The organism is Pseudomonas sp. LBUM1662 (assembly GCF_059695915.1).
Window position 1 is genome coordinate 2,790,632 of record NZ_CP166793.1, and the last position, 15,189, is coordinate 2,805,820.

The window sequence follows — 15,189 nt, forward strand, 5'->3', positions numbered from 1 at the left end:
TTCACCAGCCCAGTTGTCATGGGGCTGACAGAGAAGTTGATACGTTAGTACACGGTGTGTAGGACGTTCACACTAGCCGCCGTTTGTCGGTGGGCTGCTCAAAAAATGAACATTCCAGGATCCCCGGCCTCTGATCCTGCAGCACGTCACCCAAGACCTGCTCCTGCAGCCGCAGAAAAGAAGTGGACAAATAACCTCATGTGCATTGAATGCTAATGGGGATTTTTTTACCTGAAATTCAGGAGGCAACAACTAAGCCGGTCATTGATTTGCCAGGCGAATCAATGGGCTAAGCAGTGCCAAGTCGATGAGTTGGCATATCTTATAAAAGTAAGATCGTGCAGGGTGTCGAAGAGTTGAATATCCTGTTTACTACCGATCTGTACTATCGAATAAGGTGGAGAAAGTACCGTGGCGATAAATACAATTATGAGCCTGCTCGAAAATAAAGAGTGCATGGAATTTTTGCGATTGGGCGTTATTTACGTTCATTTAGTAGCGTGTTGTGTGGCGATTGGTTTGGTGTTAACCAGTGATGTTGCAATGGTCAGAGACTTGTTAAAACGAAAAACATTCACTGAGCATGACAATGCTCATATGGAAAGTCTTCAGAAGTCTGTCATCGCTGCATTGATAGCGTTGTGGGTGACGGGTGCCGCGATCATCGGTATTGATTACCTGGAAAAAGGTATGAATTACTTCATGAATCCAAAACTTCACGCCAAAGTAATCATTGTCGTGTTGCTGAGTTACAACGGCCTCATGTTGCATCGCCTGGTATTGCCCGCGCTGCAAAAGGCCGGCTCGTTGCTCAATCTCGGGTTCAGCGCACGGATGATGGCGCTGTTCTGCGGCTCACTGTCGGCCGTGTCCTGGATGTATGCGGCCATGCTGGGTGTCGGCCGCCCGTTGGCCTGGAAATACTCTCTCTCCGAATTGTTGATGGCGTATCCGGTACTGATTGCACTGGGTTTCCTTACGATGCTGGCATTGACTCAGCGTCTGAAAATACAGGACGCCATCGTTATTTCTCCGCGGACAGTAGCGAACGCACGGTAGGCTGGTTCACTGCGTAAAAACTTGCGGGCTTGTCCGGAGCCTGAAAAGCGCGACCTTCTTAGTGCAGGCGATCATAAAAGCCTGCATCAAGGAGGTCGCTTTGTTTTGGGTCAGAAGGCTGAACTTGATGCACGCCGCTGTCCGACCGACAATCCTGAGTGAACCTGTGACGCGAACCGACAGGCGTGATCGCCTGGGGAGGTTTTCCAATGGATTCCTCATCGCCCACCCTCCTGCAGGACCGGGCCGCTGCCGGTCGGCGGCTGGTGGAGTCGTTGCTCAAGTACGCACATCGCCCTGACGTCATCGTCCTCGCCTTGCCCCGTGGCGGTGTGCCGGTGGCTTATGAAGTGGCTGCAGCGCTGGAGGTTCGCCTCGACCTGATGCTGGTGCGCAAGCTGGGCGTTCCGTCCCATGAAGAGTTTGCGATGGGCGCGATTGCCAGCGGCGGCATCCAGATCCTCAACGAACATGCGCTGCGGGTTCACCCGATTGATAAGGTCACATTCGACGCCGTGGTTGCCCGGGAGACCCGGGAACTGTCGCGGCGTGAACAGGTTTACCGGGGAACGCGCGCGCCGGTGCTGCTCAAGGATCAAGTGGTGATTCTGATCGACGACGGCCTGGCGACGGGCGCCTCGATGATGGCCGCCATCCAAGCAGTGCGGGTGCATGCGCCGGCTCGAATCGTCGTCGCCGTGCCGGTGGCGCCGATCGAGACGGCGGAGGCGCTGCGCAGTGAAGTGGATGAGCTGATTTGCCCGCTGATCCCGGAGTGGCTGATGTCGATCAGCCGTTGGTACATGGACTTTTCCCAGACTTCGGATGCGGAGGTCATCAGGTTGTTGCAGCGGGCGTGGCAGAAAACGTCCTGAAGCGAGCTGAAGGCATTGAACTGGAACACGCCATCGGCGTGCAACTGTTGCGTCGCACCACGCGCCAGTTGAGCCTCACCGAGGCCGGGGCGGTTTACTTCGAACAGTGCCAAGACATCGCCACCACGCTGGAACACGCCGAACTGGCGGTGCATCAATGCGCGACGACCCGCGCGGCTGGCTACGGGTGACGGTGCCGTATTCATTCGGGGTCAGTTGGTTTTCGCCGTTGGTGGCTGGGTTTTGTCGGGCCTATCCGGACATCAAACTGGAGATCCTGGCGACCCACGTGCCGCTGGATCTGGTCGGCGAGGAGGTCGATGTGGAATTGCGTCTCGGCGCCTTGCCGGACTCAAGCCTGATTGCGAGGAAACTGGCCAGTTACCCGACAGGCCTCTTTGCCGCGCCCGACTACATCAAGCGCCATGGCCAACCGGCCACGCCGGATGAGCTGATCGAGCATCGCGCACTGGTGTTGCATCAGGCCCGGCGCGACGTGGGTTATGTCTGGCCGCTGCGCAAGGCCGGCGCGAAGGTACGCCACTATCGAGTCGAGCCGTCGATCATCGCCAACGATCCGGCGCTGCTGAAAGATGCGATGTGTGCCGGCGAAGGGCTGAGCCTGGGGATGGAGCAAAGCATGCAGGCTGACGTGGAGGCCGTGCGGTTGTGCCGAGTGTTGCCGGAGTAGATCGGGTCGCCACAGGATCTGAATGCCGTCACGGCACGGGAGTACTTGCCGTCGCCGAAGGTCACGGCGTTTATCGGGTTTTTGAAGGCGCGGATGGGGGAGGGTTCAGCACTGGACAGAGTGATGGCTAATTAGTAGCCTCGGGCCGCCAATGGCGTAGGCAACATGAAGCTGCCGAAAATTTGAGATGAAAGATGCCTATTTCGACAACTGTATTGCGTGACTCTCTAGCGACCACCGCTGCCATTGCACGCTCGTGGTTTGAAGACAGAGCAGAGATTAAAACCAGAAAACAGTTTGAAGCTCGCGGGGAGCTGGGTGATGCCGGCATAGGGGCTGTTTACGTTTACTTCTCGGAAAAAGGCAAGGCTGTCTACGTGGGCGAGACAGGCAGGAAAGTCAAAGCAAGGCTTCATGATGAAACGTCGCCACACAAGAGTAAGGAGTGGTGGAGCAGTTGGTCATATATGCGTTTTGTTGCACTTGAGTGTGATGTCGATCGGCTGGTGCTTGAGTCGTTGCTGATCGCCATATATGAGCCGAGTGGGAACATTAAACCCAAAGCAAAAAATATCGGGTCGCTGTTCCCTCTGTAGTCGGAGGGGCAGGAAGCTTCATCTTAAAGGGTATTCACACTGGATCAGGGACGCCAATCGACAATGACTGCACGAGACAAACAAGGTAGAGAGCTTTACCGACACTTTGATGAGGCCGATAAACTGCTTTATGTCGGCATTTCCCTGAGTACTGCCTCGCGGTTATCGCAGCACCGACGGTCCTCCCCGTGGGCGGATGACATCGCCTATATCAAAATCGAACGGTTCCTCACTCAGGCGTCGGCTGCCGCAGCGGAAAAGGAAGCAATCATTCGCGAGAACCCGATCTGGAATGTGGTGCATAAGCCTGTGCAGGTAACTGAGGGAGTGCCGGCAAGTCGCGAGAACTCCAGGAAGTCCAGGCAAACGAACTATCCCTTCGATGTTTCCAATGTAGCGCGTTGTCTGCGTGAAACGACCGCACTGGTTGCCCGCACGTTGGGTTTCGCCAGCCATATTCGCCTGGAAAAATTTCCCGAGACCAATACGTTTGTCAGCGTGATCCTCGAGATGAAAGAAGCGGTATTGTCTGAAGAACTGCAGCTGGATCAACTCTTCAACGCAGAGTCACCCGAACCCGCCCCGGGGCGACGATTCAGATTGATCACACAAGCTACTCATCATGCCCCTGGCAGTGTTGTAGATAAGTGTGATTTCACCCTCATTACGCCTCAGTGGATGTCTAAATTGTGTGAGGAGTGTTTGGGACTGCGTGACGATTTTGATCAGGTGTTTGAGCGGGATATCCAGCCGGCGATTGCCGAATTCGCGCTGCTCTTTGAGACATTCAATATCCATTCCGATTTTCAATGCAGCGCTGTTTGAAGCCGCGGCACATTAACTTTTCAAGGATCCCCCGGTGGCACTGATTTCTGATGACGCTACATCGCGACTGGCATTTTCTTTGGCGGAGAATAAAGGTGTATACGCTGTTCTGATCGGTTCCGGACTTTCCCGTTCAGCCAAAATCCCGACCGGTTGGGAGATTACTCTGGACCTGGTCCGCCGTGCAGCAGAGGCCCGTGGTATTGGGCCGCAGCCTGATTGGGCCGCTTGGTACAGGGCGACAGAAAAAGCTGAGCCAGACTATTCGGCGTTGCTCGCGGAGCTGGCGACGACGGCGGCTGAGCGTCGGGCGCTCATCCAGGCCTATGTGGAGCCGACCGCGCAAGAACAAGAGAATGGCGAGAAGATTCCCACTGCAGCACACAAAGCGCTGGCTCAACTGGTCAAGTCGGGTCATGTACGCGTCGTGATCACCACTAATTTTGACCGGTTGATGGAAAATGCGCTGCGTGAGGTAGGTGTCGAACCGGCGGTCATCTCCTCTGAGGATGCGCTCTCAGGCGCCGAACCATTGATCCATGCCAGATGTTATGTACTGAAACTGCATGGCGACTACAAAGATACGCGGATTCTAAACACTGAAGATGAGCTTAATCGTTACCCGGGCGCGATCAACACACTGCTTGATCGACTGTTTGATGAGTTCGGCCTGATCGTTGCCGGATGGTCGGGTGTGTGGGACGAGGCTTTGCGCACCGCAATACTGCGTGCCGGCGGGCGGCGCTATACAACGTTTTGGCTGACGCAAGGCATCCCTGCTGAACGGGCCGCGGCGCTTATCGCTCATCGCAGTGCCATCTTGGTGAAGGGGGCCAACGCTGACGGGTTTTTCACTCAGTTGAAGAATAAGGTGCACACGATTACCGACTCCAGGCTTGAGAGTCCGCAAAGCATTGAACTCCTAGTCGGAATGGTAAAAGGCTTTCTTGGCAAGCCGGAGCACCAGATCCAGTTAGATGCGCTGATTGCGCAAGAGACCAAGCGACTTATTGAAAAACTGCAAGTGCTGATGGCAGATATGCCGGCAACGCCAGTAGCGGATTTGATTACGACCTGCGAGCAGCAAGTCGAAGGTCTCGCCCGCGTTGCTACGGTGCTGGGACGATGGGGGACGAACATTGACCATTCGCTAATGCTTGAAGTGATCAAGGCATTATTGAGTTTCGCTCAACAGTCCAGTGCGAGTGACCTCACATTAGACAAGTTGCGGATGTACCCGGCGTTTCTGATCTTCAATGCTTACGGTGCAGGTCTGTCGAGGGCCGGGCGTTGGGAAACCATGAACAAACTGGTCAACTATTCACTGGTCCTGCGACAGTCTCAGACGAGAGTTGCAGGAATGCTTTTCTGGACCGTCGCTTTTGAAGTATCGACAAAAACCGTCTGGAAAAATTTAGCTGGCTATGAACAGTTCTCTTCGCCGTTGAGTCATCGTGTGTGCGCGCTCGTTTCACAATGGGCAGATAGTTTTCTTGGGGCTGCTCATAATGCAAAGGTCCAGTTTGCACGCTTCGAGTTGTGTTGCGCGTTGAACCAGACCCTGTGGAATGGTGCCAGGCGATCCAATTTGTTCCAGCCCGGCGCTGATAAAGTGGCTGTTGGTGTTTTGGCGGAGGACAGGGAAGTATTCGAAGAAATCCGTAACGAACTGGTTGGGGGAGAAAGCACGTCGGCATTTCTAAAGGCAGGATTCAAAACGATGGACGAAGTGTTCCTCGAAAGGCTCTTCAAAATTATCAAGAGTCACTTCCAGGCCAGCTAAGTACTGATACTCGGCGTCCTGTGTCGTTTGCAGAGATTAGCTAAACGATCCAATGGTCAAGGAAAGCGTTGAATGACACTCAGGGTAATGGTGATCGGTGGCTACGGAAACTTCGGCAGCATCGTTTGCAGGCATCTAGTCACGATGCCAGGTGTAGAGCTGGTGATCTCGGGCCGTGACTCGCAGAAGTTGCAACGCAAGGTCGATGAGCTGAAAACCCAGTCCGGCCGCGCCTGTGAGAGCTGGTGCGGCGATGCCATGGGCGCCGCATTCGGGTCCGCGTTGAGCGCGATGGGCATTCAGTGGGTCGTGCACACCGGCGGCCCGTTTCAGGGCCAATCCTACGCGGTCGCGCAAAGCTGCATCGACGCGGGCGTGAGTTACTGCGATTTGGCTGACTGCCGCACCTTCGTCAATGGCATTGATGTACTCGACGCCGAGGCAAAACTGGCCGGCGTGGCGATTCTCAGCGGCTGCAGTTCGGTGCCGACGCTGTCATCGGCACTTATCGACCAGTACCGTTATCGCTTCAAACGCATCGACTCGATCGAGCATGGCATTTCTTCCTCGGCCAAGATGCCCGGCCTCTCCACCGTCGAAGGCGTATTGGCCTACGCGGGCAAACCGATCAAGCAACTCAAGAATGGCCAGGTGCACGAAGTATCGGGCTGGCAGGACCTGACCCTGCGCAAGATGCCGCAATTGGGGAGCCGTCTCCTGTCCAACGTCGATGTGCCAGACATGGATATTTTCGCCGGCCGTTACGGCGCCCATACCTTGAGTTTCAAGGCAGGCTCGGGCCTGAAACTCGGTGGCGTGGCCAACTACGTACTCGCCGAGGCGCTGAGAATCGGACTGGTGCGTGACTCTGCGGCGTGGGCGGCAAGGCTGCATCGCTGGGGGACATGGTTCGAGCGATTCGGCGATGGCCTGAGTGCGATGTACATCGACGTCGAAGGGCAGGGAGTTGATGGGCAACCGCTGTCCATGACCGTGCAATTGACCGCGCACAACGACAAGGGCCCGGAAATCCCGAGCTGCGCGGCGGTCGCGTTGGCGGCAAAACTGGTCGCAGGTTACGAGCCGGCCCCCGGTGCCCGTCCTTGCGTGGGCGAGATTAGCGTCGACGAATACATGGCCGCGATCAACGACCCGGCCAATCTGCACCTGTCCGTGCGCTTCTCTGACGAGCAGGGCTGAGCATGCTCTATCTGTGCCTGAAGTACCTGCACGTGATTGCCGCGATTTTCCTGTTCGGGTTCGGCATGGGTTCCTACCTCTATTTGATCGCCGCCAGTCGTACAGCCAACCCACAAGTGATCGCGCACGTGGCCAGAATGGTGGTGCGCTTCGACACCTGGATCACCACTCCGGCAGGCTTCATTCAGATCGCCACGGGTTATCTGCTGATGAAAGTGTCGGGGCTGCCCATGAGCACAGAGTGGATTCTGACCTCGTTGATAATTTTTCTGTGCGTGGGCTCGCTCTGGCTGCCGGTGTTGGTGCTGCAGAAGCGGCTGCACCGGATGGCGTTGAGCGCGGTTCAGACTGGCGAGGGGCTAGATGCGCAGTATCGGTCGGTCTACCAGAAATGGTTCTGGATGGGCGTGGCGGGTTTTGCGGGGATGTTTGTGATCGTGATGATGATGGTCACGAAGATGACGCCGATGCAGCTAGTGGCGGCGGTGGTCTAGCGCAACGGCCACGCCTCACCATTCGCCTTGACCGTCTAGTGGGTCTTGAGCCAGTCCTGAAACCGGGTTGCGCCGACGATGGGGTTGGCGCCCGGCGTCAGTGACTGGTCATCGATCGGCGCACCAAAGTAAGGAACCGTGTCGTCCGCCACGGTCTGGCGCGGGTCATTGGTGTGCGTTAGGTAATAACTCGCGAACTCGATGAGGGGGCGTTTCTCAGGGCCGGCCACTTCGACGGTCTGGTTGATCGGCGCTTTCAACGCGATGTCCGTCAGTGCCGTGGCCACATCGGCCGAGGCCACTGGTTGCAGCGCGGCGGACGTCAAGTGAAGGGTGTCGCCTTCCTCGCGCCCTGAGTGCGCAATGGCATGGATGAACTCGAAGAACTGCGTGGCGCGCAGGATGGTGTAGGGAATGCCTGACTTCTTGATGAGTTTTTCCTGGGCCATTTTCGCCCGGAAGTAACCGCTGTCGAGCATCCGTTCGGTGCCGACCACCGACAGGGCGACATGGTGTTTGACGCCATCGATCTTCTCCGCCGCGATCAGGTTGTGCCCGGCGGTTTCGAAGAAGTGCAACGCCGCGTGGTCCTCGAAGGAGGGCGAGTTCGACACGTCGACCACCACGTCCGCGCCTTTCAACGCCTCCGTCAGGCCTTCACCGCTGATGACATTGACGCCGGTACTGGGCGACGCCGCCAGGGCTTCATGCCCCAGGGCCTGCAGGTTCTGGCAGAGCTTGCTGCCGATCAGGCCGGTGCCCCCGATGACGACGATTTTCATGTCCAGTCTCCCGATGCGGTGAGTGCTTGATTCATTAAACACCTGCGCGTGTGGCAGCATCGGGCACTGGTGAACGTTGCCGACAGGTGGTCGGAAGTCTTTATGCCTGGTGGAATAAACGGCGGTTCTTTGCTTTAGTCCACCTATCGCTGGCCAGCGTGTGCCTCGACCGGAGCTTCCCATGAACTCTCGAATCCCGTCGTTTTCCGTACTGGCTGCGGCGTTTGCCTTTGGTTGTTTCCCCGGCGCCGAAGCGGCCGAATATACGCAAGTGAATGAAGCCGCCAGCACCCTCTCTTTCACCTACAACCAGTTCAGCTCGCGGGTGTACGGCACGTTTGGCAAGTTCAAGGCCACGCTTGATTTCGACACGGCCAACCCCGCAGCGGGCCATGCGGCGCTCACCATCCAGCTCGACAGCATCGATGCCGGCAGCGAAGACGCCAACACCGAGCTGAAAAAGCCCGCCTGGTTCGACACGCAGAAGTATCCCGAGGCGACGTTTGAGTCGACCGGCGTGAAAGCCCTGGGCGACAACCGCTATTCGATCACCGGCAAACTCACGCTCAGAGGCGTCACCCGTGAGGTGGACGTTCCGGTCCTCCTGAAAGAGGAGAACGCCATCGGCATCTTCGATGGCCAGCTGACGCTCAAGCGTAGCGACTTCAAGGTGGGCGAGGGTGAGTGGGGTGACACTGCCGTTTCCGACGACATCAATATCCGGTTTCGGATGGTTGCGCCGCAGCGTTAATGGCTGTGCTGCTCGTAGCAATGCAACCTCTCGTTTTCCGGCCTTCAATTATCGGGGGAAGTGTTTTTTGTTAAATAAATTGGAAATAAAGTAAGCGGTGTTAATCGCATTTGTCTCTCTTGCTAATGTTGAAAATGAACTAGCCTTTTGACGGGTCTGGTTCTTGTCAGTTCAACGGCAGTCCGCACTTTGGTGATTAAACTGGACGGTTTCGATTGGGTTACGGTCTTGTAACGCCTGCTTGTCATCGCCATTCGTTTTAGTGACGGGAGGGCATCAAAAGGAGCGAAATAAATGACTTCGTACACGGTAGGCGCAATGAGTGCGGAACAGCGTGGATTTCATCTGGAAGAGTTCAAGCAGCTCAAAGCCGAAATTTCTACGTTACTTGAAAGAGTCGCTTCGCTATTCAAGTACGGTCTGATCGGTAGTGCGGCAGTTTACTCATGGTTTCTTACCAATTTGGTCCTTAAGGCAGACATAAAGCAGTCCCCGGAGGTTCTTTTAGGTGCCAGTTTGATACCTCCGGTGTTGGTGTTCTTTTTTGGCTTGCTGGCATTGGCGACTTACAGGCACGTTGATACGGCAGGACGCTACCTTCTGAAGGTTGAGAGGCATTTGGGGGATGAGAGCTTGGGGTGGGAAAAATTCTGGAGGCAAGAAAAAACTGTTCTGTTGCCGATGTTGTTCTATTTCTACCTGTTCTTGCTGGCGGTAGAGATCGGGATCGTCGTTTGGGTGTATTTCAAGTTTTGATAAATAGCTTTGAAGTACCGCGTTAAGGGTACGAAAAAATAGACGGGTTCTCTGTTTTTTTCTGTGGAGCAGGCTATGAAGTCGAAACGGTTGATGTTGCTGTGGTTGCTCGGAGGCTGGTTGGTGTTCAGCCAGGCTTTTGCGCAGACACCCAGTTATCTTGTGATAGGGGCTCAGCCCTATGAGCTGCAAGATATGTTGAATGCCAAGCTGAAGGAAGGATGGATGCTGAAGAGTATTATCACGTGGTCTACAAAGTGCCCGAACGACAATAAAGAATGTTTGCTGGTTGTCCTCGAGAGGAAGTAGGCAATGAGGGTTATTGGTCAATGCGTTTCTGAACGGTGTGGCGAGGGTAAGGTGCCTGCTTGGCGTTGGCTTTCAAGGGTTAGCGGATGAGACCTTCATCCGTTTGATCGCGATAGACGGGAAACACCCCGCCACCTAACCACAAGCATCCGCCACCGCCTTCTCGGCACGTTCAATTTCCTGCTTGATGTCCGTGGTGATCCGCTGTTCCTTGAACTTCTGCTCAAGGAATTGCTGACTCCCCTGGTTTTTCAACTCCGCGTCGGTGGCCGCGTCCTGGGCCTGCAACTCGGCGGCGTGTGCGTCTATGACCGCTTCAACCTCGGCATCATTCTTCGCGTTGTCCAGGGAGCTGACCAATTTGCCGACTTCCGCCTTCTCGGCCTCGGCATAAGCATCGACAGACAGCCCGGCAGCCATCGCCCGTGCGCGAATTTCCACCGTTTCCTTGTGCTGCCGTGCTGTCTTGCACACCGCATCCCGGCGTGCGCGCTCGCTAGCGTCCCACTCTATAAATCCATAAGTCGTCACACCGATCATGGTCAGGGTAATGACGGCGCTGATAAATTGGGCTCTCACATCGCGCAACCTCAACAGTCAAGGGGATCCACCCGTATGTGTAATTTTCGCTCGATTCCATCGCAGGCTTAAAAAGCGTAGCAGGACGAACGCGTTGCACGTTGATGATGGAATGTCATTTGGCTTGATGACGACGGGACGTGGGGAGCGCACTTGTGTGCTATTACTTTTCTGACGATTGTCACTGAGGCCTTCAGAAGCGCATTAGGGTGAATGTGCAGGTACCCATGAGTCGTAATTGTTTGTTTGCCTGAGTGGCAGGGTGCCACAATCGCGTTTTTTGTCGCAGCATCATGATCAGGCGGATCAAATGGGTGGCCCAGGATTTCGGCACGACCAGGATTCTTTCATCGCAGCGCAGGTGCGCAGTGATCGATTGCATCAGCTATTCCACCAGTCATTCCCTGCGATTTTCGGCAGTTTTCTGGCCGCGATCATGTTGTGCGGGCTGTGCTGGGAGCGTTTTGATCACAGCGTCATTTTCACGTGGATAGGGCTGCTGACGGTATCGTCGTTGCTGCGCATCCTGATGTTCGTCGCCTGGTTTCGCTGCCCGGAAAGTGAGCGCACCCCGCAACGCTGGGAGAAGAAATACGGGCTCACGCTGGCGTTGTCCGCCGGTATCTGGGGGGCAGGCGCTTTAGCGGTCATGCCGGCAAACGACCTGTTGGCGCAGGCGTTGGTCATGCTCTTTGCCGTCGGCATGTCGGTCAGCGCGGTGTCGTGTTATTCGGCCTATCGATACATGACGTTGGCGTCCATTGGCCTGGTCTTGTTGCCGTGTACCTTCTGGTTGCTGTTTCAACCGTCAGCGATGCAAATCGGCATGGCGTTGGCCGTAATTGTATTTGCCTCATTCGTGGCCAGCGCGACCCGCAAACTCTCCGAGGCATTGGAAACCGCCTTCCAGTTAACCCGCGAAATGGAACGCGCCCATCGCATTGCCACTTACGCCGCACAAACAGATGAACTCACCGGCCTGAAAAACCGCCGCGCTTTTTTCGAGCATGCCCAGCAATTGTTCCATGACTGCAAACACAACCGGCTACCGCTGTGCGCGGTGATGCTGGATATGGATCACTTCAAACACATCAATGACACTTACGGCCATCAGGTCGGGGATCAGGTGTTGCGGCAAATGGGCGTGATCATCAACCGGTCCTTCCGCGAGACCGATGTCTTCGGCAGGCTGGGGGGCGAGGAATTCGCGATCCTGCTGCCGAACACCTCCATTGAAGTGGCCCTGCAGATCGCCGAGCATCTTATCCAGTCCATCGGTGGATTGATGACCGGGCCGGTTCACCGCATATCGGCGAGTCTGGGGGTGGCAGCGATGGAGATTGGCGATCACGATCTGCAAAGTTTGCTGAATAACGCGGATAAGGCGCTGTATCGGGCGAAGGCGCGGGGGCGGAATCAGGTGGCTGTTTCGGAGTAGGGCGGAGGTTAAGAGGGTGGCGCGTCGTTAATTCGACAAGTGTGCGGACACGCCTGGAGGGCAGGCTCGTCTTCAGGGCAAAGGTCTGTTAAGTCGCCCATCCAGGGCAAAAGGTTCTTGCAGAACCAACTCATACAAACCTTCGGCCAGAAGCGGGTTCATCAACATATTCCAGCTATGCCGGGAGACACTGGAAGGGACCAATACAAACGGGTGCTGACTCAACAGATCAGCGCCGAACTGTTGCTGGCTGCGGCTTGGGGTGCCCGGCACCAACCAGTTAGGGTTTGCAATGCTTTCGGGTTGCACCACATGAATCCTGGTGGGGTCCAGCACGCGCGCCTGCGTAAGACGATGGGGCTTGCAATCCAGTGCATCGAAATCCTTATGCACCGCAACTTCAAGGATGGCCGTTGAGGCATCCAGTGCTGCATAAACCGTTGCCATACCTTTAGGGTTCCATCGCCCACCCACCTTTTCAGCCCCGACACCCGAATTCCAGGAGGGGGAATACTCAGCAGGATCAAGGCGCCAGAAGTGAATCTCACTGCTTAAAGGGTCTTTAGCCATCAATAGACCCCATACTCAATACGCGTCAGAAAGTCAGTCACCAGCTCATACCCGACCGAATTTGAAATGAGGTCGATGGGTATCTCACCATCCAGGCCCCGCGCAGGTTTGACCATCCACTGCTCGGCAAGCTCACGCGAACCCAGCACATCCGTTGCCTTTTCCAAGACCTCGGCATAATTGAGCGCTCGCGTGCTTTGCTCTGGCGTCAGGACTTCATTGGGCGTCTTCAACCGCCGCGCAAGCGTGCGATCAGACGTGCCAACGATCTTCGATAACACCCCCCATTGCTTATATACATTGCTGTTCTCGATCATATTGAGCACCGATTGCAGCGGGAAACCGTTTGTAACGGCCCGATAGATCTCCATACGATCATCACCCACTTCTCCAGCGAGTAAGATCGCGACCATCTGTGGTGCGCCATTCGAATCCTTCCTTGTCACTGTCGCCGCCGCCCGACTGTTGTCCAAGTCGGTTACGGCGACAGGGTCGCGTGGTTTGACCTTTCTTTTTTGGCTGTCATCTTTGACAACTTCATCGAGTACAACATCTTTCTTCCTGGCGGCCATGGCAGTCTCCGTCGCTCCGTCATATGGCATTAAATATAGTGCCAAATGGCAGAAAGGCCTAATCCAGCATCGTTTGACAGCAAGCACCGAGAAACATGTGGCGAGGGAGCTTGCTCCCGCCGGGCTGCGAAGCGGCCCCAAAAAAGGGGGCCGCTGCACGTCAGTTATCGACTCAAGTCAGCAGAGCGCTCCTGCTTGGGTAAATCAATTTTATCCAGCACTCGGTTCGCCGTGATCTCGGCCATCATGATGCTGTTGGAAATGCCCAGCAGGGCGTAGCGTGACTCACCCTCCAGATGATCCACCAACTGATGGACCATCACATCGACCGAGGCCAGCGTCTCGACCAGGTAAACCGCCAGGGTTTCGGCCGTGGCCTCGGGGTCGACGGAAAACAGGGTGCTGCGGGTTCGCGGCATGGCTTTGATGTCGGCGTTCGACGGGAAGTGGAAGTCGAGCGCGCGCTCGGCGGCCTCGTTGAGTTTTTTTGAATCGGGTTCGTATGGGGAGACCGGGTCGGTGTCCGGTGGGTTGGGCGTTACTTTGAACATATGCTGAGTTTCCAGATTGGGTGCCGCCCCTCTTGCGACTAAACGTAAGGGGAGGCAGCTGCACGCAGGTTAGTCGACCGGGAAACTCAGCAATCCGGCGCGCCCGAGGGCGCCCTGCGTACAGCTACCATCAAGTACAGGAATGGAAGACCTGCATGACAGATGTACGCACAACTGAGTTAACGCGGGCGACTAAACCCGATCACTGAAGGGCAGTGACGGGGATCAAGTTACCGAGCGGCCCCAAGGCGCACAAGCCGGCGGATTCTGGCGCAGCCGTAGGCAACGGCGCAAGGTTTTGTAGCTTTCAGGACGTAACCTCGAGGGAGTTTAAACAGCCGTTAAACACCGGCAGCGAGGGCGTGATGTTCCAGACCCTCCTTCGACGGGAATGGCCCCAAGTACGTGGAAGAGGTCAAACGGCTCCCATATCAATGCCGGCATGTCAGCTCACTCCCCATTCACCACAACAACGCTTCAACTTCGTCAAACTTGTCCGCCAATCTCAGAAAGGTATCTGCCCAGCCACTACTCAGGCTGACTTCCTGCAGCGGGCCTGTCACTGCAAACAGGACTGCCACTTTCAGTCTTTCGGGAAGCGTGCCGGCTTTCAGAAGATTGACCAGCCCGAGCAGTTCCGCTTTTGCCGCAGCGGCGTCTTCCCAGCTCGACCAGTCAAAATTATTGTCTTCCATCGAAATCAATTCGATAGAGGCTTCGAGAATATGGATGAGTCGCTCAGTCGGCGAGTCCCGGTTTGGCTTGCCACAAAACAGCTGCCTTGCACGTTGCAGATTCATGGTTGAACCACCTTCAGGCCCATCTCAATAAAACCGGTCTTCTTCCTTCATCGCATAAATCCGTCCCAGCGTCCTGGCCGATATTCCCAGGAACAACAACGCCAGCAACACCCCACCCAACATGATGTAAAACCCCGGACGATTGCCGTTCAGCTCGCGGGCAATGCTGTTTTGCCCCGGTAACCAGCGCGAGTAAATCAGGTCGATGCTGCCGCCGGTTTCATAGGCGGTTTTTTGCGCGTAGCGCTCGTCGACGTATTGATCGTCGTGCACTTGGCCGTTGTGATCGGTGTAGCGGTAATGGATCACTTTGCCGTCGCTGTTCATGAGGATGTTGTCCAGCTGCGTCACTGTGCCGGTGGTCTCGACGGGGCTCAAGCGGATGGCGGCGTAGGCAATGCCCTCGTGCCGGGCCATGCCGGCGAGGATCAGCACCACGCAGCAGGCCACGGTGAGCAGGATCACGCGGTTGAACAGGTGATCTTTTTCAGCTTCGCGGGGGTAATACATCTAACGGTCCTTCGTTTGTGGGTTCACAGGAAGGAGTCGGCGCGAGGG

General features: G+C 55.9%; 19 protein-coding genes. 12 read left to right on the forward strand and 7 right to left on the reverse strand.

Translation table 11 applies throughout. The features are described 5' to 3' along the window. Window positions 1-411: 411 nt before the first annotated feature. The 9 genes from ACA049_RS12650 to ACA049_RS12690 all read left to right on the forward strand — a co-directional run bounded on the left by ACA049_RS12650 (window position 412) and on the right by ACA049_RS12690 (window position 7,523). Window positions 412-1,059 carry a hypothetical protein gene (locus tag ACA049_RS12650; protein ID WP_497335869.1) on the forward strand — a complete coding sequence of 216 codons (648 nt, stop codon included), beginning with the start codon at window positions 412-414 and terminating at the stop codon, window positions 1,057-1,059. 209 nt (window positions 1,060-1,268) lie between these two features. After that, the gene (locus ACA049_RS12655) at window positions 1,269-1,934 is read left to right on the forward strand and encodes a phosphoribosyltransferase (RefSeq protein ID WP_497335871.1); all 666 of its coding nucleotides are present in this window, start codon (window positions 1,269-1,271) and stop codon (window positions 1,932-1,934) included. After that, on the forward strand, window positions 1,916-2,125 hold the full coding sequence (locus ACA049_RS12660; protein WP_497335873.1) for a hypothetical protein: 210 nt from the start codon (window positions 1,916-1,918) through the stop codon (window positions 2,123-2,125). Before ACA049_RS12655 ends, ACA049_RS12660 begins: the two co-directional genes overlap by 19 nt. Continuing rightward, entirely contained in the window at window positions 2,092-2,625 is a 534-nt protein-coding gene (locus ACA049_RS12665) for a substrate binding domain-containing protein (protein ID WP_497335875.1), read from the forward strand. Before ACA049_RS12660 ends, ACA049_RS12665 begins: the two co-directional genes overlap by 34 nt. Window positions 2,626-2,819: 194 nt before the next feature. Further along, window positions 2,820-3,221 carry a GIY-YIG nuclease family protein gene (locus ACA049_RS12670; RefSeq protein WP_497335877.1) on the forward strand — a complete coding sequence of 134 codons (402 nt, stop codon included), beginning with the start codon at window positions 2,820-2,822 and terminating at the stop codon, window positions 3,219-3,221. A gap of 63 nt (window positions 3,222-3,284) precedes the next feature. Next, window positions 3,285-4,046 carry a hypothetical protein gene (locus ACA049_RS12675; protein WP_497335879.1) on the forward strand — a complete coding sequence of 254 codons (762 nt, stop codon included), beginning with the start codon at window positions 3,285-3,287 and terminating at the stop codon, window positions 4,044-4,046. Between the two features lie 34 nt (window positions 4,047-4,080). After that, window positions 4,081-5,829, forward strand: coding sequence for an SIR2 family protein (locus tag ACA049_RS12680; protein ID WP_497335881.1), 1,749 nt, complete (start codon window positions 4,081-4,083; stop codon window positions 5,827-5,829). A 72-nt stretch (window positions 5,830-5,901) separates the two neighbouring features. After that, window positions 5,902-7,029 carry a saccharopine dehydrogenase NADP-binding domain-containing protein gene (locus ACA049_RS12685; protein ID WP_497335883.1) on the forward strand — a complete coding sequence of 376 codons (1,128 nt, stop codon included), beginning with the start codon at window positions 5,902-5,904 and terminating at the stop codon, window positions 7,027-7,029. Between the two features lie 2 nt (window positions 7,030-7,031). Next, on the forward strand, window positions 7,032-7,523 hold the full coding sequence (locus tag ACA049_RS12690) for a DUF2269 family protein (protein WP_497335885.1): 492 nt from the start codon (window positions 7,032-7,034) through the stop codon (window positions 7,521-7,523). A 35-nt stretch (window positions 7,524-7,558) separates the two neighbouring features. On the opposite strand, the gene ACA049_RS12695 is transcribed toward ACA049_RS12690, so the two are convergent. Next, window positions 7,559-8,305: an SDR family oxidoreductase gene (locus tag ACA049_RS12695; protein ID WP_497335887.1), complete on the reverse strand. Its 747-nt coding sequence runs from the start codon at window positions 8,303-8,305 to the stop codon at window positions 7,559-7,561. A gap of 181 nt (window positions 8,306-8,486) precedes the next feature. On the opposite strand from ACA049_RS12695, the gene ACA049_RS12700 reads away from it, so the two are divergent. Beyond that, a complete protein-coding gene (locus ACA049_RS12700; RefSeq protein ID WP_497335889.1) occupies window positions 8,487-9,056 on the forward strand; it encodes a YceI family protein in 570 nt (189 codons plus the stop codon). A gap of 294 nt (window positions 9,057-9,350) precedes the next feature. After that, complete coding sequence (locus ACA049_RS12705) at window positions 9,351-9,812, forward strand: hypothetical protein (protein WP_497335891.1); 462 nt, start codon at window positions 9,351-9,353, stop codon at window positions 9,810-9,812. Between the two features lie 444 nt (window positions 9,813-10,256). On the opposite strand, the gene ACA049_RS12710 is transcribed toward ACA049_RS12705, so the two are convergent. Further along, entirely contained in the window at window positions 10,257-10,700 is a 444-nt protein-coding gene (locus ACA049_RS12710) for a hypothetical protein (protein ID WP_497335893.1), read from the reverse strand. A gap of 310 nt (window positions 10,701-11,010) precedes the next feature. Between ACA049_RS12710 and ACA049_RS12715 the strand changes: the two genes are divergently transcribed. After that, window positions 11,011-12,138, forward strand: coding sequence for a GGDEF domain-containing protein (locus ACA049_RS12715; RefSeq protein WP_497336851.1), 1,128 nt, complete (start codon window positions 11,011-11,013; stop codon window positions 12,136-12,138). Between the two features lie 72 nt (window positions 12,139-12,210). On the opposite strand, the gene ACA049_RS12720 is transcribed toward ACA049_RS12715, so the two are convergent. The 5 genes from ACA049_RS12720 to ACA049_RS12740 all read right to left on the reverse strand — a co-directional run bounded on the left by ACA049_RS12720 (window position 12,211) and on the right by ACA049_RS12740 (window position 15,141). Next, a complete protein-coding gene (locus ACA049_RS12720; protein ID WP_497335895.1) occupies window positions 12,211-12,708 on the reverse strand; it encodes an RES family NAD+ phosphorylase in 498 nt (165 codons plus the stop codon). Further along, the gene (locus ACA049_RS12725) at window positions 12,708-13,280 is read right to left on the reverse strand and encodes an Xre family toxin-antitoxin system antitoxin (protein ID WP_497335897.1); all 573 of its coding nucleotides are present in this window, start codon (window positions 13,278-13,280) and stop codon (window positions 12,708-12,710) included. Before ACA049_RS12725 ends, ACA049_RS12720 begins: the two co-directional genes overlap by 1 nt. A gap of 164 nt (window positions 13,281-13,444) precedes the next feature. After that, the gene (locus tag ACA049_RS12730) at window positions 13,445-13,831 is read right to left on the reverse strand and encodes a DUF6124 family protein (protein ID WP_497335899.1); all 387 of its coding nucleotides are present in this window, start codon (window positions 13,829-13,831) and stop codon (window positions 13,445-13,447) included. Between the two features lie 461 nt (window positions 13,832-14,292). Next, window positions 14,293-14,631 (reverse strand): hypothetical protein, encoded by a 339-nt coding sequence (locus ACA049_RS12735; RefSeq protein WP_497335901.1) that lies wholly within the window; start codon window positions 14,629-14,631, stop codon window positions 14,293-14,295. Window positions 14,632-14,655: 24 nt separating this feature from the next. Then, window positions 14,656-15,141, reverse strand: a complete 486-nt coding sequence (locus ACA049_RS12740; RefSeq protein ID WP_497335902.1) for a hypothetical protein — start codon at window positions 15,139-15,141, stop codon at window positions 14,656-14,658. Window positions 15,142-15,189 lie beyond the last annotated feature (48 nt).